The organism is Agreia sp. Leaf335, assembly GCF_001423605.1.
Classification (GTDB): Bacteria; Actinomycetota; Actinomycetes; order Actinomycetales; family Microbacteriaceae; genus Agreia.
On record NZ_LMOQ01000001.1, the window covers coordinates 1,169,485 to 1,191,149 of the forward strand.

General features: G+C 69.2%; 18 protein-coding genes. 14 read left to right on the forward strand and 4 right to left on the reverse strand.

Annotated elements, in window-relative coordinates:
• Window positions 1–3: 3 nt before the first annotated feature.
• Entirely contained in the window at window positions 4–1,650 is a 1,647-nt protein-coding gene (gene cydD / locus ASF79_RS05630; protein ID WP_055852709.1) for a thiol reductant ABC exporter subunit CydD, read from the forward strand.
• A complete protein-coding gene (gene cydC, locus ASF79_RS05635; protein ID WP_055852711.1) occupies window positions 1,650–3,305 on the forward strand; it encodes a thiol reductant ABC exporter subunit CydC in 1,656 nt (551 codons plus the stop codon). The genes cydD and cydC overlap by 1 nt, the downstream gene beginning before the upstream one ends.
• 5 nt (window positions 3,306–3,310) lie before the next feature.
• On the opposite strand, the gene ASF79_RS05640 is transcribed toward cydC, so the two are convergent.
• A complete protein-coding gene (locus ASF79_RS05640; RefSeq protein WP_055852714.1) occupies window positions 3,311–4,096 on the reverse strand; it encodes an aminotransferase class IV in 786 nt (261 codons plus the stop codon).
• A gap of 18 nt (window positions 4,097–4,114) precedes the next feature.
• Between ASF79_RS05640 and ASF79_RS05645 the strand changes: the two genes are divergently transcribed.
• The gene (locus tag ASF79_RS05645; protein ID WP_055852716.1) at window positions 4,115–5,473 is read left to right on the forward strand and encodes an anthranilate synthase component I family protein; all 1,359 of its coding nucleotides are present in this window, start codon (window positions 4,115–4,117) and stop codon (window positions 5,471–5,473) included.
• A 12-nt stretch (window positions 5,474–5,485) separates the two neighbouring features.
• Here ASF79_RS05645 and ASF79_RS05650 read toward each other — a convergent pair whose 3' ends face one another.
• Window positions 5,486–6,085, reverse strand: a complete 600-nt coding sequence (locus ASF79_RS05650; RefSeq protein ID WP_200933529.1) for a DNA-3-methyladenine glycosylase I — start codon at window positions 6,083–6,085, stop codon at window positions 5,486–5,488.
• A gap of 251 nt (window positions 6,086–6,336) precedes the next feature.
• On the opposite strand from ASF79_RS05650, the gene leuS reads away from it, so the two are divergent.
• Both leuS and ASF79_RS05660 read left to right on the forward strand, forming a co-directional pair.
• Complete coding sequence (gene leuS, locus ASF79_RS05655) at window positions 6,337–8,817, forward strand: leucine--tRNA ligase (RefSeq protein WP_442853851.1); 2,481 nt, start codon at window positions 6,337–6,339, stop codon at window positions 8,815–8,817.
• A gap of 13 nt (window positions 8,818–8,830) precedes the next feature.
• Window positions 8,831–9,010: a hypothetical protein gene (locus tag ASF79_RS05660; RefSeq protein WP_055852725.1), complete on the forward strand. Its 180-nt coding sequence runs from the start codon at window positions 8,831–8,833 to the stop codon at window positions 9,008–9,010.
• A 2-nt stretch (window positions 9,011–9,012) separates the two neighbouring features.
• Here the strand turns inward: ASF79_RS05660 and ASF79_RS05665 are convergent, their stop codons facing one another.
• A complete protein-coding gene (locus ASF79_RS05665; protein WP_055852731.1) occupies window positions 9,013–9,696 on the reverse strand; it encodes a response regulator transcription factor in 684 nt (227 codons plus the stop codon).
• A gap of 116 nt (window positions 9,697–9,812) precedes the next feature.
• On the opposite strand from ASF79_RS05665, the gene ASF79_RS05670 reads away from it, so the two are divergent.
• The 8 genes from ASF79_RS05670 to holA all read left to right on the forward strand — a co-directional run bounded on the left by ASF79_RS05670 (window position 9,813) and on the right by holA (window position 19,459).
• Window positions 9,813–10,433, forward strand: a complete 621-nt coding sequence (locus tag ASF79_RS05670; protein ID WP_156366169.1) for a hypothetical protein — start codon at window positions 9,813–9,815, stop codon at window positions 10,431–10,433.
• The gene (locus ASF79_RS05675; RefSeq protein ID WP_055852739.1) at window positions 10,430–11,473 is read left to right on the forward strand and encodes a peptidoglycan-binding protein; all 1,044 of its coding nucleotides are present in this window, start codon (window positions 10,430–10,432) and stop codon (window positions 11,471–11,473) included. Before ASF79_RS05670 ends, ASF79_RS05675 begins: the two co-directional genes overlap by 4 nt.
• Window positions 11,470–12,159: an ABC transporter ATP-binding protein gene (locus tag ASF79_RS05680; RefSeq protein WP_055852742.1), complete on the forward strand. Its 690-nt coding sequence runs from the start codon at window positions 11,470–11,472 to the stop codon at window positions 12,157–12,159. The genes ASF79_RS05675 and ASF79_RS05680 overlap by 4 nt, the downstream gene beginning before the upstream one ends.
• A complete protein-coding gene (locus ASF79_RS05685; protein ID WP_055852746.1) occupies window positions 12,152–13,339 on the forward strand; it encodes an ABC transporter permease in 1,188 nt (395 codons plus the stop codon). Before ASF79_RS05680 ends, ASF79_RS05685 begins: the two co-directional genes overlap by 8 nt.
• Before the next feature lie 7 nt (window positions 13,340–13,346).
• Window positions 13,347–15,206: a sensor histidine kinase gene (locus ASF79_RS05690; protein ID WP_082495694.1), complete on the forward strand. Its 1,860-nt coding sequence runs from the start codon at window positions 13,347–13,349 to the stop codon at window positions 15,204–15,206.
• 104 nt (window positions 15,207–15,310) lie between these two features.
• Window positions 15,311–15,967: a ComEA family DNA-binding protein gene (locus ASF79_RS05695; RefSeq protein WP_055852752.1), complete on the forward strand. Its 657-nt coding sequence runs from the start codon at window positions 15,311–15,313 to the stop codon at window positions 15,965–15,967.
• Window positions 15,964–18,573, forward strand: coding sequence for a ComEC/Rec2 family competence protein (locus ASF79_RS17030; RefSeq protein ID WP_082495695.1), 2,610 nt, complete (start codon window positions 15,964–15,966; stop codon window positions 18,571–18,573). The genes ASF79_RS05695 and ASF79_RS17030 overlap by 4 nt, the downstream gene beginning before the upstream one ends.
• Entirely contained in the window at window positions 18,473–19,459 is a 987-nt protein-coding gene (gene holA / locus ASF79_RS17660; protein WP_235480507.1) for a DNA polymerase III subunit delta, read from the forward strand. The genes ASF79_RS17030 and holA overlap by 101 nt, the downstream gene beginning before the upstream one ends.
• A gap of 57 nt (window positions 19,460–19,516) precedes the next feature.
• Here the strand turns inward: holA and rpsT are convergent, their stop codons facing one another.
• A complete protein-coding gene (rpsT, locus tag ASF79_RS05705; protein WP_055774365.1) occupies window positions 19,517–19,777 on the reverse strand; it encodes a 30S ribosomal protein S20 in 261 nt (86 codons plus the stop codon).
• Between the two features lie 211 nt (window positions 19,778–19,988).
• Between rpsT and ASF79_RS05710 the strand changes: the two genes are divergently transcribed.
• Window positions 19,989–21,647, forward strand: a complete 1,659-nt coding sequence (locus ASF79_RS05710) for an aminotransferase class I/II-fold pyridoxal phosphate-dependent enzyme (RefSeq protein WP_082495696.1) — start codon at window positions 19,989–19,991, stop codon at window positions 21,645–21,647.
• Window positions 21,648–21,665 lie beyond the last annotated feature (18 nt).

Consider the following 21,665-nt stretch of genomic DNA (forward strand, 5'->3'; position numbering starts at 1 on the left):
CGAGTGAAACCTCTCGATCCCCGGCTGCTCGGCTATGCCAGAGCAGCCCGGGCATTCCTGGCGGCGGGTGCGCTGATCGGGCTGGCCCAGACCGCCTGCATCGTGGGCTTCGCCTGGTTTCTCAGCCAGGTCATCGTGCGAGCGATCGACGGACAGGGCCTTCACGAATTGGCTCCGCTGATCGCGGCACTCGCCGGCGTCGTGGCGGCGCGCGCACTGCTGCTCTGGATCGCCGAGGTCACGAGCACCCGAGGCGCCGCCCGGGTCAAGAGCCAGCTGCGCTCCCGCGTGCTCTCTGCCGTCACCCGGCTGGGCCCGGGGTGGATGGCCGAGCGGAACGCGACGTCGGTAGCCACCGTCACGGGTCCCGGTCTCGATGCCCTCGACACCTATTTCTCCCGCTATCTTCCGCAGCTCATCCTCACCGCCATCGCCACGCCGGTCGTCGTTCTCGTGATCTTTCTCCAGGACTGGCCGAGCGCCCTTGGCGTGGTGCTGACACTCCCGATCATCCCCGTCTTCATGGTCCTCATCGGGTGGGCGACGCAGACCGTGCAGAAGAAGCAGTGGCGTCTGCTCAACAGCCTCTCCACAGGCTTCCTCGACGTCGTCGGGGGTCTCGCCACGCTGACGCTGTTCGGGCGCGCGGCACGCCAGGCCGAGCGCATCCGCAGTGTCACCGAGCAGTATCGCGTGCAGACGATGAAGGTGCTGCGGGTCTCGTTCCTCAGCGGCTTCGTTCTCGAACTCGTGTCGAGTCTCGCGGTCGCCGTGGTCGCCGTCTCGGTCGGGCTGCGCCTGATAGACGGTTCGCTGGGCCTCTCCGTCGGGCTCTTCGTGCTGCTTCTCGCGCCCGAGGCCTTCCTGCCGCTGCGCCAGGTGGGAACGCAGTTCCATGCCGCGGCAGACGGTGTCGCCGCGGCCGACGACGTCTTCGAGATCCTCGACGCGGAGTCGTCCGCCGCGCCCGCGACGGCGGTCGCTGCCACGCCTGATCGCGCATCGGCAGGCGCGCTCGTCTTGACGGGCTTCGGTGCGGCATACGGCGACCGGCCCGTGATCGGGCCCCTCGACGCGGAGTTCCCCGAGGGCAGCTTCACCGCCATCACCGGCCCGTCCGGGGTCGGCAAGTCCACGCTCGTCGCCGCGCTCCTCGGCTTCGTCGGGCACACGGGCGTCGTCGCCCTCGGCGGGCGCGAGATCGAGGTCGGCGCGACCGGTCTCGACTGGATCTCGTGGTGCGGGCAGCGTTCCGGACTGCTCGAGGGCTCGGTCTTCGAGAACGTGACCCTCGGAAGCCGCTCGCCCGATCGCGCGCTGGCCGCGCGAGCGCTCGCCGTCGCCGCGGCAGACGAGATAGACCTCGACCGGATGCTCGGGGTCGCCGGGGCGGGCCTGTCGGGCGGGCAGGCGCAGCGGGTGTCGATCGCTCGCGCGGTCTATCGCGCGCTCGAGCGGCATTCGTCTGTTCTGGTGCTCGACGAGCCGAGCTCGGCCCTCGACGAACTGTCGGAAGCGAGACTCGTCGAGGGGCTTCGCGCCCTCAGAGAGAGCACGACGCTCACCCTCGTCGTCGTGACGCACCGCGAGGCGGTCGCCCGTGCCGCCGACAGCATCCTTGCGCTCGAGCCGGCTGCGATGGTCGCCTGATGCGCACGAGCGAGATTCTGCGCCTCGCGCAGCCGAGCGCCAGGCGATTCGCCCCCGGAGCCCTGCTCGGACTGTTGAGCGCCCTCTGCGCGGTCGGTCTGCTCGCGACCTCGGCCTACCTCATCACGCGTGCCGCCGAGATGCCGCCCATCCTCTACCTGAACATGGCGATCGTCGGCGTTCGGGCCTTCGCTCTCGGGCGAGCCGGCTTCCGCTACGCCGAGCGTCTCGCGAGCCACGATGCCGCGTTCCGCACCCTGGCGACGCTGCGGGTCGGCATCTACGAGCCCCTCGTGCCGATCGCCCCCGACGGACTCACCGGCACGCGACGCGGAGACCTCCTGACTCGACTCACCGCCGACGTCGACGAGCTGCAGAACCTGCCCCTGCGAGTCGTTCAGCCGCTGCTGATCTCGGGGGCCGTGGCCGCCACCAGCGTCATCACGGTGTGGATCCTGCTTCCTCCGGCGGGCCTCGCCCTGTTGGTCGCGCTCGTGCTCGCGGCGCTCGTGGGAACCGCGGCCAACAGCCTCATCGCGGCGCGCGCCGAGCGGTCGATCGCCCCGCTCCGGGGCGCCTTCGCCGACGAAGTGCTCGACACCGTCGTGAACCTCGACGTGCTCACCGCCTTCGACGCCACCGGCTCCCGGCTAGCCGCGGTCGAACGCGCCGACGCGCGGCTGACCCGCGCCGTGCTCTCGAGCGCGGCGGGCACCGGCGTCGCCACGGGCATCTTGTCTCTGCTGGCGGGGGCGGCGAGCATCGCCGCGCTCCTCGTCGGCATCCCCGCGCTCGGAACCGCGGGCTTCGACGGGCCGGTGCTCGCGATCATCGCGCTGGTGCCGATCGCCGTCTTCGAGGTGATCTCGAGCGTGCCGCTCGCGCTGTCGGCGCTCCGCCAGGTGCGTTCGAGCGCCGAGCGCATCGGTTCAGCCGTGCCGGAGATCGTGCCGCCGGAGATTCCGACAGACCGTGCAGCGGACGCGCACCGAACGGTCGATCCGGCGAACGCGGTGATCGAGCTTCGGAGCGTCTCGGCCTCGTGGCCGCACGAGTCGTCGCCGGCCATTCGGGGAATCGACCTCACCGTGTCGCCGGGCGACCGCATCCTGGTGACCGGCCCGAGCGGATCGGGAAAGACCACGCTCGCGCACGTCCTGGTGCGCTTCCTCGAGTTCGAGGGCTCGTACCGCCTCGGCGGCGTCGACGCGCGCAGCCTGCCCCTCGCCGAGGTGCGGCGCACGATCGGGCTCAGCGAGCAGACGCCGTACCTGTTCGACGAGTCGATTCGGCAGAACCTGCTGTTCGCCCGAGACGACGCGTCCGACGACGAGCTGATCGCCGTGCTCGAACGGGTGGGGCTGTCGGAGTGGCTCGAGCAGCGCGGCGGTCTGGATGCCCGGGTGGGCGAGCGGGGATCGCTCGTGTCGGGTGGACAGGCGCAGCGCATCGCCCTGGCCCGCGCGCTGCTCGCAGACTTCCCGATTCTCGTGCTCGACGAGCCGACGGCCAATGTCGACCCGGGCCGAGCAGACGCTCTGCTGCGAGACCTGCTGTCCGCATCCGCCGACCCCGACGGCCGACGCGCGGTGGTGATCATCAGCCACCTGCCCGTTCCTGCCGAGCTGATAACGGCTCGTCTGCGGCTGGGCTGACGAGGCTAGGGGAGCGGCCGAACGAGGGCGTCGAGTCGGCGCTGCCACGCGGCCGCTCGTCCGGCGGTGCGACCGAGCGTCGGTCCGTTCCGCCACGACGTCACGACCCGGATACCGTGCAGCGCGTTGACCACCCAGACCTCGCACCCCGAGAGATCCGCCGGGGCGGCGAACTCCTCTCCGGTCGTGATGCCCGTGGCCGTGGCGAGAAGCCGGATGGACTTGGCGGTCACGCTGTCGACACGGCTGAGCGACGCGGAGGGAGCGAACAGCCGCTCTCCGCGCCACCACAGCACCGCGCTCGTGGCTCCGTCGACGATGTGGCCCGCGGCCGAGACGATGATCGGTTCGTCGACATCGTTCTGCGCTGCCTCGCTCTTCAGCGCGCCGAGTCGGTCGAGGTCGGGACCTTTAACCGTGGCGACCGTTCGCGGGTCGCCCTCGTCGAGCGACGCCACGCGTACCGAGGCCCCGAGCGGGGGTGCGGGGCGCAGGCGGAAGGAGAGTGTCGGCCCGGCGTCCGTGCGCAGCGCCTCGACGCGGGGAAACCACTCGCCCGTGTGGGGGAGCGCATCGACCGCCGCCTGCCAGAAGCCCTCTGCGGCGAGCGAGTCGATGCTCGTCTCCGATGCGACGCCGGGAAGGAATCTGTCGCGATGCAGCTGCAGGGCCCGCACGCCCCCGTCGGCGACCAGCCAGCTGTCGGCCACGAACACGCCGTCGTGAGCCGGAACATCCGGCGTCTCTGCCAGTTCTCGCCCCGTCCAGACGAAGAAGCGGGGCGCGATCACACGGCCTACGCTATTACAGTGTCCCGCCGCGTCGTCACCAGAGCACTCGAGCACTGGGTCGATCCCGAGCGGGTGTTCATCGAGGTCTACGGTCGTGAGCCGAACGCGTTCTGGCTCGACTCCGGTCGTGACGCGGCCTCGGGCACGAGCTACCTCGGCGCCGGAGACCCGATCGATGCCCCGGCAGACCTGCCCGGGCTGATCCACGATCTGCGCGAACGCCGACGCGGGGTCGACCTGGTCAGCGGCGCGTCCGAGGGATTCGCACTCGGCTGGGTCGGCTGGCTGTCGTACGAGTTCGGCGCGGTCGAGCTCGGGGTCGACACGGCCTCGGCGACGACGCCCGGCGCGGCTCTGCTGTGGGTGACCCGCGCGATCGCCTTCGATCACCGGTCGGGCACGGTCACGCTGCTCGCGCTCGAGGGCGAACCGGATGCCGAGGGCTGGCTCGAGCGCACCGCGCGCCGTCTCGACGCCCTCCGTCTCGGACGCGCGCCGGTGCTCGCGCCATTTCCTCTTGCACAAGCGGACCGCATCCGGCAGCCCGCCGAGGCGACAGCCGCCCGGTGGAGGCACGACGCGCACGACTACGCGCGGCTGGTACGCGAGTGTCAGGAGTCGATCCGAAGGGGAGACGCCTACCAGCTCTGCCTCACGAACGAGATCACCGCCGAGGTGCACCCCGACCCTCTCGGTCTCTATATCGCCGTGCGCGCCGCTCACGCGAGCCACCACGGCGGGTATCTGCGCATCAACGACGTCGCACTCGTGAGCGCCAGCCCCGAGCGTTTTCTGCGCATCGACTCCTCTGGCGCCGTCGAGACGAAACCGATCAAGGGAACGCGTCCGCGCGGAGTGGACGTCGTCGACGACGAGCGGCTCAAAGAGGAGTTGCTCGCCAGCGACAAGGAGCGGGCCGAGAACCTCATGATCGTCGACCTGATGCGCAACGACCTCTCGCGGGTGGCGCAGCTCGGATCGGTCGAGGTGACCAGCCTGCTGGCGGTCGAGAGCTACAGTTCCGTTCACCAGCTCGTCAGCACGGTCACAGCCCGGCTCGCTCCCGAGGCCGATTCGCTCGACGCCATCGCCGCGCTGTTTCCCGCGGGGTCGATGACCGGGGCTCCCAAGATCAGCGCCATGCGCATCCTGAACAGGCTGGAAGGCGGCGCCCGCGGCATCTACGCCGGCGTCTTCGGATACATCGGCCTCGATGACGCGCTCGACCTGGCGATGGTCATCCGCAGCGTCGTGCTCACGCCACGCGGCGCATCCATCGGCACGGGCGGCGGCATCACCGCCCTCTCGATCGTCGACGACGAGGTCGAAGAGACCCGGGTCAAGGCCGGTCCACTGCTGGATGCGCTCGGCCTGTAGCGGCGATTCGGGCTAGAGCGCGCCCGGTTCACCCACGGCCAGATGGCAGCCGGCGGCGTGATCGTTGACCAGGCCCGCGTATTGCATGAGCGCGTACATCGTGGTGGGTCCGACGAAGCGGAAGCCGAGCGTCTTGAGTGCGGCGCTCGCGGAGGTCGAGAACGGCGTCGACGCGGGGACCTGGGAATACGACTCCGGCGCGACCGTGCGCCGTGGGGGAGCGTAGCTCCAGAGCAGGGAGTCGAGCGCCCCCGGCTGCGGGTCGACGAGGGCCTTCGTCGCCCGGGCATTGGCGATGGAGGCGGTGATCTTCGCGCGGTTCCGCACGATGCCGGCATCGGCCATGAGGCGCTCCACATCGCCCTCGTCGAATGCGGCGACACGGTCGATATCGAACGAGGTGAAGGCGGTGCGGAAGGCCTCGCGCTTGCGCAGGATCGTGATCCACGAGAGCCCCGACTGGAATGCCTCGAGGCAGAGCTTCTCGAACAGCGGCTGGTCGCCGTGCAGCGTTCTGCCCCACTCCTCGTCGTGATAGGGCAGCATCTCCGGCGCGGAATGAGCCCAGCCGCAACGGGTGACGCCGTCGGCGCTGGTGATGGTCGCATCCACGTGCTCAACGATACGGTGCGGGCAGGTTTAGTACGATGGATTGCTGCCGCGCCCCCGTGTCACGCGTCTGACGTGCATCGACGGGCTGTGTATCGCGGCGATCTTGGCCCAGCAGCCGAACCCAAGCAGGAATTGAGAGTCGCGTGACCATCGAAACGACGAGCGCCGAGCAGTACGACCCCCGCAACGACCCGGCCCTCCACTACGACTTCGCCGCCATCCAGAACAAGTGGCTGCCTCGCTGGGACGAGATGCAGCCCTTCAAGACCGACCTCGAGGGCGACAAGCGCCCGCGCAAGTACGTGCTCGACATGTTCCCCTACCCATCGGGCGACCTGCACATGGGCCACGCCGAGGCGTATGCGCTGGGAGACGTGATCGCGCGCTACTGGCGCCAGCAGGGCTTCAACGTGCTGCACCCCATCGGCTGGGATTCCTTCGGCCTGCCCGCCGAGAACGCCGCGATCAAGCGCGGCCTCGACCCGCGCCAGTGGACCTACGACAACATCGAACAGCAGAAGCGCAGCATGCGCCGCTACGCCGCCTCGTTCGACTGGGACCGCGTGCTGCACACCAGCGATCCCGAGTACTACAAGTGGAATCAGTGGCTGTTCCTGCAGATGTACAAGAAGGGTCTCGCCTACCGCAAGGCCAGCTGGGTCAACTGGGACCCGGTAGACCAGACCGTGCTCGCCAACGAGCAGGTCCTACCCGACGGCACCTCGGAGCGCAGCGGCGCGGTGGTCGTCAAGAAGAAGCTCACCCAGTGGTACTTCAAGATCACCGACTACGCCGACCGTCTGCTCGACGACCTCAACCAGCTCGAGGGCTCATGGCCGTCGAAGGTGCTGAGCATGCAGCGCAACTGGATCGGACGCTCGATCGGTGCCGACGTCGACTTCGCCGTCGAGGGGCGCGACGAGCCCGTCACCGTGTTCACCACCCGGCCCGACACGCTCTTCGGCGCGACCTTCATGGTCGTTGCCCCCGACTCCGATCTCGCGATCGAACTCGCGGCAGAGTCGACGCCGGAGGTGCAGGACGCGTTCAAGCAGTACCTCACCGCCGTGCAGAAGAGCACCGAGACCGAGCGCCAGGCCACCGACCGCCCCAAGACCGGCGTGTTCCTCGAGCGCTATGCGATCAACCCGGTCAACGGAGAGCGCATGCCCATCTGGGCCGCAGACTACGTGCTGGCCGACTACGGCACCGGTGCGGTCATGGCCGTTCCCGCCCACGACCAGCGTGACCTCGACTTCGCCCGCGCCTTCGACCTGCCGATCCGTATGGTCGTCGACGTCACCGCACCCGCGACCGGCGCCATCCCGATCATCACCGACGAGATGCTCGACGACCCGAACTTCGGCAGCTACGACCCCGCCGTCACGGGAGTCGCGCTCGCGGGCGACGGGCGTCTCATGAACTCCGGCCCGCTGAACGGGCTCTCGAAGGTCAACGCCATCAAGAAGGCCATCGAGATCCTGCAGCAGCAGGGCGCCGGCCGCCCCGCCAAGAACTACCGCCTGCGCGACTGGTTGATCTCGCGCCAGCGCTACTGGGGTACGCCGATCCCGATCATCCACGGCGAGAACGGCGAAGAGATTCCTGTTCCCGAAGACCAGCTGCCCGTGCTGCTGCCGCCGAGCGACGGTCTCGACCTCAAGCCGCGCGGAAGCTCTCCGTTGGGCGCCGCAGAGGACTGGGTCAACGTGACCAACCCCGTCGACGGCACCCCGGCGCTGCGCGACGCCGACACCATGGATACCTTCGTCGACAGCTCGTGGTACTTCCTGCGCTTCCTCAACCCGCACGACAGCGAGAAGGCCTTCGACCCGAAAGACGTCGACAAGTGGGCACCCGTCGACCAGTACGTGGGCGGCGTCACGCACGCGATCCTGCATCTGCTCTACGCGCGCTTCATCACCAAGGTGCTGTTCGACCTGGGACTCGTCTCGTTCACCGAGCCGTTCAGCGCGCTGCTGAACCAGGGCATGGTTCTGATGGACGGCTCGGCGATGTCGAAGTCGAAGGGCAACATCGTGCAGCTGAGCGATCAGCTCGACGAGCACGGTGTCGACGCCGTGCGGCTCACGATGGCGTTCGCCGGCCCTCCGGAAGACGACATCGACTGGGCGGACGTGTCGCCCGCCGGATCCTCCAAGTTCCTCGCCCGCGCGTGGAGGCTGGCCGGAGACGTCACCAGCAAGCCCGAGGTCAACTGGCGCGACGGCGACATCGCCCTGCGCCGGGTCACCCACCGCTTCCTGGCCGAGGCGCCCGGCCTCATCGAGGCGTTCAAGTTCAACGTGGTCGTCGCCCGCATCATGGAGCTCGTCAACGTGACCCGCAAGGCCGTCGACAAGGGCCCGGGCGGCGGCGACCCGGCCGTGCGCGAGGCCGTCGAGACGATCGCGCTCGGACTCAGCCTCTTCGCGCCCTACACGGCAGAAGACATGTGGGAGCGACTCGGCTACCCGGCCACGATCTCCGGCTACGGCTGGCGCGGAGCCGATCCTGCGCTGCTCACCGAGGAATCGGTGACCGCGGTCGTGCAGGTCGACGGCAAGGTGCGCGACCGGCTCGAGGTGCCGCCCACGATCGCCGGTAGCGATCTCGAGGCGATGGCCCGGGCATCCGCCGCCGTGCAGCGTGCGATCGGCGATCGTGAGATCGTCAACGTCGTCGTGCGGGCCCCGCGCGTCGTCAGCATCGCGACGAAGCCGGCGGCCTAGCGGGAGTCGCCGAGTGGACGCCTACCGCAACACCGCGCTCGTGCTGCTGACGGGATTCGGCGTGTACTTCGGCGTGCTCGTTCCCGCGCTCACGATGAACTGGATCATGATTCCGGTCGGCGTCATCCTGCTCGTCGCGGCGGCGGTGCTGGCCGTCGACACACGCCGTGAGCGGCGCCGCACGCCGCGCTGACCTCACCCCGCGTGGAGGGCGTACCCGACCCCGTAGACCGTGACGAGCCGGGCCGGGTTCTGCGGATCGGTCTCGATCTTGGCTCGCAGATTCTTGACGTGGGTGTCGATCGTGCGGCCGCCGATCCAGCGATCGGTGCCGTGGAGGCGATCAAGCAGGTGGGCACGACTGAGCACGATGCCGGGGTGCAGGGCGAACTCCTCGAGTAGGTCGAACTCTGCTCGGGTGAGGTCGAGAAGTCGTTCTGACACCGTGACCCGATGCCGCTCAGGATCGATCTCGAGGTCGCCCACGGCGATGATCGTCGAGGTGGGCCCGGTTCGGCGGGCTCTTCTCAAGAGTGCTCGGACCCGCGCGACGAGCTCGCGAGGACTGTACGGCTTGGCGAGGTAGTCGTCGGCGCCGAGCTCGAGCCCGAGGAGTAGATCGTTCTCTGTGGAGCGCGCGGTGAGCAGCAGAATGGGGAGTTCGAACTCCTCCTCGCGCAGCGTGCGGCAGACCGTGAGGCCGTCGGCCCCGGGCAGCATCACGTCGAGTACGAGCAGATCGGGCGCGGAGCGGCGCACCTCGGAGAGTGCTTCGGCGCCGTCGGCCAGCACCGTCACGTCGTGCCCCTCTCGTTCGAGGTAGCGACGGATGAGCTCGGACTGCAGCGCATCGTCCTCGACGATCAAGACTCGGGTCACGCTCTGATCCTATGCATGGGACCGATACGCGGTCGGGCTCGGCACCGATCGCTCACAAGTCCCTCACATCCGGCGACGAGCGTGGATTACAGCCACTCATAATCCGAGGAGGAACCGTGCTTCGCACCACACACCGATCCCTGACCGCCGCAGTGGGCGGCGTTGCGCTGCTGACGATGCTCGTTGGGTGTTCCGCCCCCGCGGCTGAACACGACACGGGGGGCGATTCGAGAGTCGCCACGCTGGAGACCGGCTCTCCGGTGCCGACGGCAAGCGTAGACCCTCTCTTCGCCACCTACGGCGAGCCCGTTCGGGAGCGCCTCGACATGACAGACGAGGAGGGAGAGGCCGCGTGGAGGCCGCGTGATCGCTGTATCGACGACCACACCTCGGCCCCGCAGAGCACCTCGGAGGAGGGCGACGACACGAGCGGCAGCAGCTCGGCTGCGGTCGATACCGACAGTTCTGCCGAGGCGGAGGCGATCTGCTCGCGTCTGGCGCCGCTTCCGCCGTGGGAGCTGGACGCGCAGAACCCGGATGCGCTGCGCTTCGTGCAGACGGTCGTGGACTGCCTGCGCGGCCACGGGGTCCGGGAGGTCGAGATCGGCGAGGCCGATCAATTCGGTCGGATCGCCGTGGCGCTCGGAGGCGAGAGCAACGACTCCGCATCGATCTCTCTGGGTATGCAGCACATCGACGCCTGCATGGCCACCGCATCCGAGGGAGTCGCCCCGTGACGCGCTCCCGGCGTCGCACCGTGCTCGTCAGCACGCTCGCGCTCTGTTTGGCCCTGGCCGTGGGTGGCGCGGCAGCTGTCCTGCTGCTCCACCCTGTCGATGACACTGCCCCCACCGAGAAATCGGCGGCTCCGGTCACCGTCGTCGTCGAGCGCGGCACACTCACGCAGACTGCTCGACTCGACGGCGCCGTCAGCTTCGGAGCCGCCGCGCCGGTGACCGCCAAGGCCGAGGGAGTCATCACCAAACTGCCCGCTGTCGGCGAGCAGCTCGTCCGTGGGTCGGTGGCACTGCGCGCGAACGAGCGTGCCGTACCGGTGCTCGTCGGTGACGTTCCGCTCTACCGAGCGGTCGACGGCTCGGGGCTGAAAGGGGCCGACGTCAGCATGCTCGCCGCGAACCTGATGGAGCTCGGACATCTGCGTCACAGCGACCCGGCGACCTTCGTGACAGGGCCGCAGTTCGCCGAAGCCGTGCGTGACTGGCAGGAGTCCCTCGATCTGGAGCGCACCGGCGTGCTCGGCCCCGCCGATGTGATCGTCCTGAGTGCGCCGAGCCGCATCGCCGCCGTGTCCGCTCGCCTGGGTGATGCGGCAGCCGGCCAGCCGTTCACGGTCACGGCAACGACGAGGATCGTCGAGGCATCGGTGCCGGCCCAGGATGCCGGAGTGATCGGGGTGGGGGCCAGAGCGACGGTAGAACTGCCAGACGGGCGCACCGTCGAGGGTTCTCTCGTCACGGTGACGACGACGGGCGAAGGGGTCGAGGCGAAGGTCCACGCGGTGGTCGCGATCGACGATCAGGCGGCTCTCGACGGCGTGGATGCCGCAGCTGTCACCGTGCGTGTCGTGACCAAGACGGTGGACGACGTGGTGATCGCGCCGGTGGCCTCGCTCGTGGCCCTCGCGGAAGGCGGCTATGCGCTGCAGGATGAACGGGGTGCGCTTCACAGAGTCGAGCTGGGTCTCATCGCCGACGATCTCGTCGAGGTGAGCGGCGCAGGAATCGACGCCGGCATGGCGGTGGTGTCGGCACGATGACGACTCCTGCGCTGCAGCTCGACCACGTCAGCCGCATCCATCCCGGCGGTGTAGCCGCCCTAGACGATGTGTCGCTGCAGGTCGACGCCGGAGACCTCGTCGCGATAGTGGGACGCTCCGGTGCAGGCAAGTCGACGCTGCTCAACGTACTCGGAACCCTCGACCGGCCCACCGCGGGGACCGTGAGCATCGGCGGCGTCGACACCCGCGACCTCACGGACCGACAGCTGTCCGCCCTGCGGGGCAGCACGATCGGGTTCGTCTTCCAGGGCTTCCATCTGACCGACGGCGTCACCGCCGAGCAGAACGTCGCGACCGCACTGCTCTACAGCGGGGTGCCCCGGCGCGAACGCCGCGGCCTCGCCCGCGCAGCGCTGGAGCGCGTCGGACTCGGCCACCGCATCCGGCATGCGGCACAGGACCTCTCCGGCGGTGAACGGCAGCGAGTCGCCATCGCCCGCGCGATCGTGACCGATCCGCTCGTCGTTCTCGCCGACGAGCCGACGGGTGCCCTCGATACGGCCAACGGTGAACGCGTGCTCGCTCTGCTCGAGCACCTGCACGACGAGGGCACCACGGTCGTCGTGATCACGCACGATGTCGAGCTTGCCGCGCGACTGCCGCGGCGCATCGAGCTGCTCGACGGACGGATCGTCACCGACTCCGAGGCGGTGGCCCATGCGTGAGCACCGCCCCCGCCTCGACCTCCGCGACCTGATCGAGGTCGGCACCGTCGGGCTCCGTACACGACCCCTGCGCGCCGTGCTCTCGGCAATCGGCGTCGCCATCGGCATCGCCACGCTGGTGACCGTCACCGCGGTGCCCGCATCGTCGCAGGCCGCGCTCGACAAGACGCTCACCGCGCTCGGCGCAGACCTGCTCCGCGCCGATCCCCGGGCAGGCGTCGACGGCGAGCTCGTGCCGTTTCCGGCCGAGGCCGTCGGCATGCTGGAGCGAATCGGAACGGTGACCGGTGCCGCATCCGTCGGCAACACGCACGCCCCCGTGCGCAGCAACGAGCTGCGCAGCTACCCCGAGAGCGGGGTGACCACGCTCGCCGTTCGCGGCGACTTCGTGGGAGTGCTGCGAGCAGACGTGACCTCCGGCCGCTGGCTCGACGGCAGCGATCTCCCGACGGCAGTGCTCGGCATAGACGCCGCAGAGCGACTCGGCCTGGCGGAGCTTCCCGACCGGCCGGTGACGATCGATGTCGGGGGCGTTGCGTTCACGGTCGTCGGGGTGCTTGCTGAGACCCCGCTCTCCGCCGATCTGCAGTCGGCTGTTCTGGTCGAGGATGCTGCCGCGCAGCGCTGGCTCGGCTTCGACGGCGCGCCCACCGCCGCCTACGTCACCGGTATCGAGGCCTCGATCGAAGCGTTGCGTCCCGTCGTCGCCGCGACCCTCTCGCCCGACGCGAGCGGACTGGTGCAGGTGAGTCGACCATCCGCCGTGCTCGCAGCCAAGGAGGCTGCCCGCGACAGTTTCGACGGACTGTTTCTCGCTCTTGCCGCGGTCGCTCTCGTGATCGGGGGCATCGGCATCGCCAACACCATGTTCGTCTCGGTGCTCGAACGGCGTCGGGAGATCGGTCTCCGCCGCGCGCTCGGCGCGCACCGTGGTCAGATCCAGGCGCAGTTCCTTGTCGAGGCGATCGTGCTGTGCGCTCTGGGTGGGGCTGCCGGGGTGCTGCTCGGTCTGCTGGGCACTGCCGCCTGGAGCGGCCACCAGGGCTGGCCGTTGGTGGTTCCGCTGCAGACGGTCCTGTACGGCATTGCCGCCTCTCTCTGCACGGGCGCGGTCGCCGGACTCGCGCCCTCGGTGCGCGCCGCTCGGCAATCGCCGACCGCGGCGCTCGCGGCAACCTGACCGAGTGATGCAGCAACAGAGGGGGCGGATGCGCGTCGTGGCGGAGGTCGATGAGAGCATGGCATACGACATGGGCACGACGACGAGAAGCGCAGCCGAGGGCGCTCGGCGCGTGCCCCGAATGCTCATCCGCTACTTCGCGGCCGGGCTGCTGCTCGTGCTCGCCTCGGTGGGCGGCACTGTCTGGCTCGCGCAGACCTCGGAGTACCGTTTCGACCAGCAGACGTCCGGCGATGAATTCGTGCGAGACGAGCAGGTGGTGGACGCGCTCAGGACCTGGGCCGGGAGCCACGCCGACTGGCGCGACGTCGGACCCACTCTCCTCCAGCTCAGTCACGAGACGGGGCGTCGCATCGCGGTGATCGACGGCACGGGAGCGGTGATCGCCGACACCGCGCCCGGGCTGCCCCGTCCTGAAGGCTCCACCCGACTGCTCGACCCGCTCGAACCCGTGGTCGACCCCGTGACGCTCGAGGTGCAGGTGAACGGGGGCGCGAGCGGGGCTTTTGTGCTTGACGAGGCGCAACGCGAGCTACTCACGCGGCAGGCGAGCGCTGTCGTGGAGTGTCTGGGCGATGCGGTCGTCGGAACGGCTGTGTGGGCGACCGGTCGCCGCGTGGTCAACGGCTACGAGGATGCGCCGGATTGCGGCCGTGCCGCCTTGAACGCTCCGCTGCCGAGCGAGCGAGCCGCCCTCGACCAGCTTCGTGATCGCACGAACGCCTGCCTGCTCGCCGCAGACGCACCACTCGTCTCCGACGTCGAACTCGACCTGACGCTGTCGAGCGGCCCGGCGAATCTCGCGTTCCGCACCGTTCCGACCGGTGGCGACGCGGCCGACGACTGCCTCGTGCAGGCGCGTATCGAACAGTCGAGGGTGACCACGGCACCCGCCGTGAACATCGTGCTCACCGACCAGCGAGGCGACGCTCGGGGCCCGCTCGATGCGAGTCCCGGGTCGATCGCCCGCGTCGCCGTGTTCGTCGTTGTGCTGCTGGCGCTCCTGTCTGCGGCGGCGGCTCTCATCATCGTGCCGACCCTGCGCAGCGCGCGCCGACTCGAGACTGCGGTCGATCGCTTCAGCGCTGGCGATCGCGAGGCCCGCACGGGGATGCACGCCCGCGACGATCTTGCCGGAGTCGGCGCCGCATTCGATCGTATGTCGAGCGAGATCGCCGGCCACGAAGCGTCGCGCCGTCGACTGCTCGGCGACATCGCGCACGAGCTGCGCAGTCCGCTCACGAACATCCGCGGATGGGTCGAGGCAGCAGACGATGGTCTCGGTCTCGACGACGCGGCGCTCCGTCGGCTCGTGCTCGACGAGGCGGGGCGCATGGAGCGGATCACCGGAGACCTGCAGCTCCTCTCGCTCGCGGAGTCCGGAGACCTCGTGCTGGAGAGGACGAGATGCGACGCGGCTGCCGTTGTTCGAGAGCTCGCCGAAGCGTACCGAGCCCGCGCGACGACCTCCGGTGTCGCGCTGAACGTCGAGGCCAGTCCATCTCTGCCTCTTGTGACCGACCCTGCGCGGCTGCGCCAGATCCTCGACAATCTGCTGTCGAACGCGCTGCGGCACACTCCGCCGGGTGGGCGCGTCGACCTGGTGGCGACAATGCACGATGGCACGGTGCGGATAGCCGTCGTCGACACCGGCGAGGGTATCGCGCCAGCAGACCTTCCCCGGGTCTTCGATCGGCTGTGGCGCGGCGAGCCGTCTCGTGTTCGCGCAGGACAGAGCACGGGCCTGGGCCTCTCCATCGCTCGAGGCCTCGCCGAGGCGTTGGGTGGCTCACTTCGCGCGCGAAGCGCCATCGGCGAGGGTAGTCGTTTCGAGCTGTCGCTGCCTGCGGGCCACTCGCTCGGCTGATATCGGCTAGCCACCTCTCCTCACCAATCGCCCCGGCGTGCGTGCTGTTCACAGCGCGGCATCGGGCCGAGCCACGGGGCCGCTCACGCGCCTACCGTGAGGGCATGGATGCCGGACCACCGCCGCCGGCGCGGGCTCGGCTCAGCATCGGGTTCGGGGCGGGCATCGTCATCGTGCTCGCCGTGCTCGTGGTCGCGGTGCTGGTCTCAGCGCTGGCGCCGAGGGGCAGCAGCGAAGTTCTCGTGACCGACCAGGGGGCCGAACAGAGCGGATCCTCGTTCGACGGGACGGGGGAGCCCGGTGGCGGCGGCGGCGGGGCCGATGCGCCGGTGATTTATGTGCACGTGCTCGGGTCGGTGGCGCGACCGGGGCTGTACGAACTGCGCGAGGGCGCACGGATCGTCGATGCGATCGCCGCCGCCGGAGGCTACACAGACGCGGCCGATCCGGCCCAGCTCAACCTGGCGCGCGTCGTAGCCGACGGGGAGCAGGTGTACGCACCCGCCATTGGAGAGGCGCCACCACCTCCGCCGAGCGGCGGCGCCGCAACGTCGGGAGATCCCGGGTCGTCCGCCGTCAACCTGAACACCGCCGATTCCGCGGCGCTCGAGACTCTGCCGCGCATCGGTCCGGAGACGGCGAAGAAGATCCTCGACTACCGAGACGAGCACGGTCCGTTCACGTCGATCGACCAGCTGCTCGAGGTGCCTGGAATCGGGCAGAAGACTCTCGATGGACTCCGTGATGCGGCAGTCGTGTGACCGAGACGCAGCATGGCGCACGGCAATCGGCCTCGACCCGGTGGGCCGATCATCGCCTGACGCTTCCTGCTCTGTGCGCCTGGGGCGTGGCCTTCGCTGTGGTGGGCCAGCCTGCTGCAGCTGTGCCGGTGCTGATCGCCGCCTTCGCCTGCACGGCGGTCTCGCTCGCGCTGTGGCGAGTGCGGCCCTCGTCGCCGAAGAGATCTCGTCGGGGTCGAGTACTCCGAGCAGCACGCAGCGCTCTCCCGACGATCGCCGTGTGCGCCGGCATCGGCGCGTCTATCGCGTCGGCGGTTCTCGTCTTCCAGCCCCTCCGAGAGCCGCCGCTTCTTCTCGACGAGACGCAGGCGATGCTGTCGGCCGAGCTCGAGGTCGTGGGAACGCCGTCAGAGACCGCGCACTCGGGATTCGCCGGCCAGTCGGTGTCGGGGGTGCGGTTCGAGGCGACCCTGCACCGGATTCAGAACACTGCCGGCCGCAGCGACCGCACGTCGACGAGAGTGCTGCTCTTCGTCGACGACCTCGCCACCGCCGACGCACCGGCTATCGGATCGACGATCCGTGTCGATGCGATGTTCCGCGCGACCGATGACGGATCGCAGACGGCGTGGCTCGCGTTCGCAGAGGGGCGACCGCAGACGATCCGGCCGCCGGGGTGGCAGCTCGCGTGGGCAGCCGAGTTGCGCGCCCGGTTCGCCGACGCAGCCCGTGGCCTCCCCGGCGACGGGGCAGAACTCGTGCCCGGCCTCGCTCTGGGCGACGACTCGCTGGTCGACGCGTCGCTCGACGAGGCGATGAAAGACAGCGGTCTCAGTCATCTCACCGCCGTCTCCGGGGCGAACTGCGCCATCGTCATCGCGGGTGCATTCCTGATCGCCGGCTTCGCCGGTCTTCGTCGCAGCGCACGACTCGGCTCGGCCGGCGCCGTGCTGGTGCTCTTCGTCGTCCTCGTGACGCCGCAACCGAGTGTGATTCGCGCGGCCGCGATGGCGGGGATCGTTCTCGTGTCGATGGGTGCGTCCCGCTCGGCTCGAGGCATGCCCGTGCTCTGTGTGGCCGTCATCAGCCTCATCGTCACCGATCCGTGGCTCTCGCACAGCTTCGGCTTCGCCCTGTCTTCTCTCGCCACGGCCGGACTCCTTCTGTTCACCCGGCCCCTCACCTCCGCCTTGTCTCGGTGGATGCCGACCTGGCTCGCCGCTGTCATCGCGGTTCCGCTTGCTGCGCAACTCGCCTGTCAGCCGGTGCTCGCCCTCCTCACACCCACGATCGCTCCCTACAGCGTGCCGGCCAATCTGCTCGCGGCTCCGGCCGCCCCTGTCGCCACCGTTGTGGGTTTGCTGGCCTGCCTGGTGGGCGCGCTCATACCGGCGCTCGCGGTTCCGGCGGCATGGCTGTGCTGGGTGCCCGCCGCCTGGATCGGTGCTGTCGCACGTTTCTTCGCGGGCGCACCGGGGGCGCGGCTGCCCTGGGTGCCCGGACTCATCGGCGCCCTACTCGTGCTGGTGCTGACGGCATTGGCGCTCTGGGTCGTTCTGGCCACCGGCGCCCCTCGGCTACGTCGTTTCGCGGCCGTGTTCCTGATCGCGGCGATCGTCGGCGTCTACGGCGGGGTGCTGGTCGGCGGCACCATCGCGCTCCGGCTGTCCGTGCCGCAGAACTGGCGCATCGCCGCGTGCGACATCGGGCAGGGCGACGCGGTACTGGTCAGAAGCGACGGTGTCACCGCGCTCATCGACACGGGGCCTGATCCAGACGCGCTGCGCGCCTGTCTCGATCGGATGCAGATCGGTCGCATCGACCTCCTCGTGCTCACGCACTTCGACCTCGACCACATCGGCGGTCTCGATGCCGTGGTCGATCGCGCCGACGCGGTGCTCGTGGGCCCCACCGACGGTCGATCCGACGAGACGGTGGTCAGCCGCCTCGTCGAGTCCGGGGCCGCGGTGCACCAGGCGGCACGCGGCGACAGGGGAGTGCTCGGCCGACTGCGCTGGGAGGTGCTCTGGCCCACCGTCGACACCACGCTCCGGGGCAACGGCGCAAGCGTCACGCTCCTGTTCTCCGGTGACGTCGATGCCCTGTTCCTCGGAGACCTCGGCGAGAGCGACCAGGCCCAGTTGATGGCGGAGGGCCGGCTGGGGCGGGTCGATGTCGTGAAGGTGGCGCATCACGGATCGGGCGACCAGAGCGCAGAGCTCTACGACGGCATCCACGCGCGGGCGGGAATCATCTCCGTGGGCGCCGACAACGACTACGGGCATCCGAACAATCGCATCCTCGAGATCCTCTCGGGAGCGGCCACTCGTGTCTTCCGCACGGATCAGCTGGGACTGATCGTGGTGTCGATCGAGAATGGCCAGACCGTCGTATGGAGCGAGAAGGCGGTAGCCGCCCCGGCCGCGTCCGCTCTGTCGGTGCCGCCGACTAGGCTCGAGACGAGAATCGACAGAGTGAGGACACGTGGCTACTGCACGCGGCGCAAAACAAACGGCCAAGGCCTCGATCCCGCAGCTCTCGTGGGAGCAGGTCCGCCCGGCGCCGGTGGTGCTGGTCTCGGGCACAGAGACGTTCCTCGCCGAGCGCAGCATCCGGCAGCTTCGTGAGCTGTTGAAGATCGAAGACCCCAGCCTCGAAGTCTCCGACATCGACGCGTCGTCGTACGCGCCGGGCGAGCTGCTCACCGTTGCAAGCCCCTCGCTCTTCGGCGAGCCCCGCATGATCCGGGTGTCGTCCGTCGAGAAGTGCACCGACGATTTCCTCAGCGAGACGATCTCCTACCTCGAGAACCCGGCAGACGACACATACCTGGTGCTCCGCCACGGCGGCGGCGTCAGAGGCAAGCGGCTGCTCGACGCCATCCGCTCCGGTTCGGGCGGGGGCATCGAGATCGTCTGCGCCGAGCTCAAGAAAGACACCGAGCGGTACGAGTTCGCCTCCTCCGAGTTCCGCGCCGCCGGGCGCCGCGTTTCGTCGGGCGCTCTGCGGGCGCTCGTCGCCGCGTTCTCCGACGACCTCGCCGAGCTCTCGAGCGCCTGTCAGCAACTCGTCGCCGATGCATCGGCCGAGATCACCGAGGCCACGGTCGACCGCTACTACGGCGGTCGCGTCGAGGCCAGCGCCTTCGCGGTGGCCGACATGGCCATCGCGGGCAGGCACGGCGAAGCGCTCGCGCTCGCCCGGCACGCGCTCGCCTCGGGCGCCGATCCCGTGCCCATGGTCGCGGCGTTCGCCATGAAGCTCCGCACGATGGCCAAGGTACTCGGAACGCGCGGAGGGTCAGGCCAGCTCGCCGGCCAACTGGGCCTCGCGCCGTGGCAGATCGACAGAGCCCGCCGAGACCTGGCCGGCTGGTCGGGTGCTGGCTTGGGGCGCAGCATCCAGATGCTCGCCGAGACCGACGAGAACATCAAGGGTGGCAGCCGCGACGCGGTCTACTCGCTCGAGCGCATGATCGGTGTCATCGCCGAACGGGGAGAGCTTCCTCGCTGACTAGCGGGCACGAAAAAAGCCCCGCATCAGCGGGGCTTTTTTCGTGCGTGCACCTCGTTAGAGCGAGGCGACGGTCTTCGCGAGGGCCGACTTGCGGTTCGCGGCCTGGTTCTTGTGGATGACGCCCTTCGAGGCGGCCTTGTCGAGCTTCTTGCCCGCTGCGGTCAGCGCGGCGAGGGCCTTGTCTTTGTCGCCCGTGGCGACAGCGGTCTTGGTGGCGCGGATAGCAGTCTTCAGGCCACTCTTGACGGCCTTGTTGCGCTCCTGGGCCTTCTTGTTGGTGCCGATGCGCTTGATCTGCGACTTGATGTTTGCCACGAAATTACCTCTTGTATGTGTTCGGATGAATGCAATGCGATCGACCGGCGACCGCGAGTTCGCTCCGCATAGTAAGACGGAAGCGTAAGCCAACAGGCAACGTTACCAGACGGGCGCCTTCTCGACAATATCGAGGCGTCCGACGGTTCGCTGTCTCAGCGGACTGCGGCGTTTCACCGTACCCCGACCGAGGCGTAGCGTTAATGCTCTCATGCCACAGCTCGCATCCCACATCGATTCCGTTCCCCCGTCGGGAATCCGCCGCATCTTCGAGATGGCCCTGGTGCTCGACGACGTGGTGATGCTCGCGGTGGGCGAGCCCGACGTCGCGGTCGCTCCCGAGATCCTCCGTGCGGGCTCTGATGCCTGGCTCGCAGACGAGACCGACTACGGTCCCAACGGCGGCCTTCCCGCACTTCGTCAGGCGCTGGTGCGCAAGCTTGCCCGTGAGAACGGCGTCGTCGTCGACACGGAGCAGGTCTGGGTGACCTGCGGGGGCATGCAGGCTCTCTACGTCGCGATGAGCCTCACGCTCGGCCCGGGAGACGAGGTGCTCATCCCCGATCCGGGATACTCGACCTTCGCGATGAATGCCGCGATGATCTCGGCTGTCTCCGTGCCGTATCCGCTGCGCCGTGACAACGCGTTCCTCCCCGACTTCGACGAGCTGACGCGTCTCGTCACCCCGCGCACCCGCATGATCGTCATCAATTCGCCGTCGAATCCGCTCGGCTCGGTCTTTCCCGAAGAGACCCTCCGGGCGCTCGTGGAGTTCGCGCGGCAGAACGACCTCTGGATCCTGAGCGACGAGGTGTACGAGGCGTTCAGCTACGAGACGCCGCACGTCTCGGTCGCAAGCCTCGATGCGGATGATCGCGTGTTCTCCGTCTTCTCGCTGTCGAAGACCTACGCGCTCACCGGCGCGCGAGTCGGATACCTCGTCACACCTCCGGGGCTGTCGACGATCATGCGCACGGCGCAGGAGGCGATGATCAGCTGCGTCAACACGCCCGCACAGCTGGCCGCCCTCGTGGCCGTCGAGGGCGATCAGCAGCACGTGACAACCGCGGGCCTGCACTACCGGCAGAACCTCGACGCCGCCACCGCCGTTCTGCGCCAGCGCGGCATCGAATATCTCCAGCCGTCGGGCGCCTTCTACCTGTGGGTGAACGTCGGATACGCGACCGACGGCGACGTGGCGGGGTGGGCCGAGCGGTTCCTGCTCGAGAAACGGGTCGCCGTGGCCCCGGGCAGCGCGTTCGGGCGCGGGGGAGAGGGCTGGATCCGCATCTGCGTCGCGGCCGGCCTCGACGACCTGCTCGAGGGCATCCGTCGTCTGCCCGATCCCCAGAGCCACGAGACGGATGCGCAGCCGTCCGCGTCGGAGGGCATCTCCGTGCGGCTCGCCCGCCCCGACGAGTACGACGAGATCGCCCACCAGCGGCTCGAGGCGTATCGGCTCGACTTCACCATCGGCGACGACTACGCCGTGCAGATCCTCGATGTGCCGCGGCACGCGGCCATCGGCGAGGTCTGGGTCGCCGTCGACGACGAGACCGGTCGCATCCTGGGCTCGGTCACCACGCCTCGATCGGGCGAACTGCTGACGCCGCTCGCACGGCCCGGCGAGTTCGACTTCCGGCTCCTCGCCGTCGACCCGGCGTCGCGCGGGCGACGGGTGGGCAGCATCCTCACCGACTTCGTCATCGACCTCGCCCGAGCGCGCGGCGCCGAGCGAGTCGTCATGAACAGCGGAACCGAGATGACGACCGCGCACGGACTCTACGAGCGGCGCGGGTTCTCGCGCATGCCCGATCGCGAGAACCCTCCGGGCATCGAGCCGTCGCGCGCCTACGGCCTCGAACTCTAGAAGGCGCGCGACGAACGG

What these genes read in the sequence shown, in the direction of transcription:
- ASF79_RS05685 (WP_055852746.1), top strand. Translation starts at nt 12,152, where the DNA reads ATGCGTGAGCACCGCCCCCGCCTCGACCTCCGCGACCTGATCGAGGTC.
- ASF79_RS05680 (WP_055852742.1), top strand. Translation starts at nt 11,470, where the DNA reads ATGACGACTCCTGCGCTGCAGCTCGACCACGTCAGCCGCATCCATCCC.
- ASF79_RS05710 (WP_082495696.1), top strand. Translation starts at nt 19,989, where the DNA reads ATGCCACAGCTCGCATCCCACATCGATTCCGTTCCCCCGTCGGGAATC.
- leuS (WP_442853851.1), top strand. Translation starts at nt 6,337, where the DNA reads ATGCAGCCCTTCAAGACCGACCTCGAGGGCGACAAGCGCCCGCGCAAG.
- cydC (WP_055852711.1), top strand. Translation starts at nt 1,650, where the DNA reads ATGCGCACGAGCGAGATTCTGCGCCTCGCGCAGCCGAGCGCCAGGCGA.
- ASF79_RS05695 (WP_055852752.1), top strand. Translation starts at nt 15,311, where the DNA reads ATGGATGCCGGACCACCGCCGCCGGCGCGGGCTCGGCTCAGCATCGGG.
- ASF79_RS05690 (WP_082495694.1), top strand. Translation starts at nt 13,347, where the DNA reads ATGCAGCAACAGAGGGGGCGGATGCGCGTCGTGGCGGAGGTCGATGAG.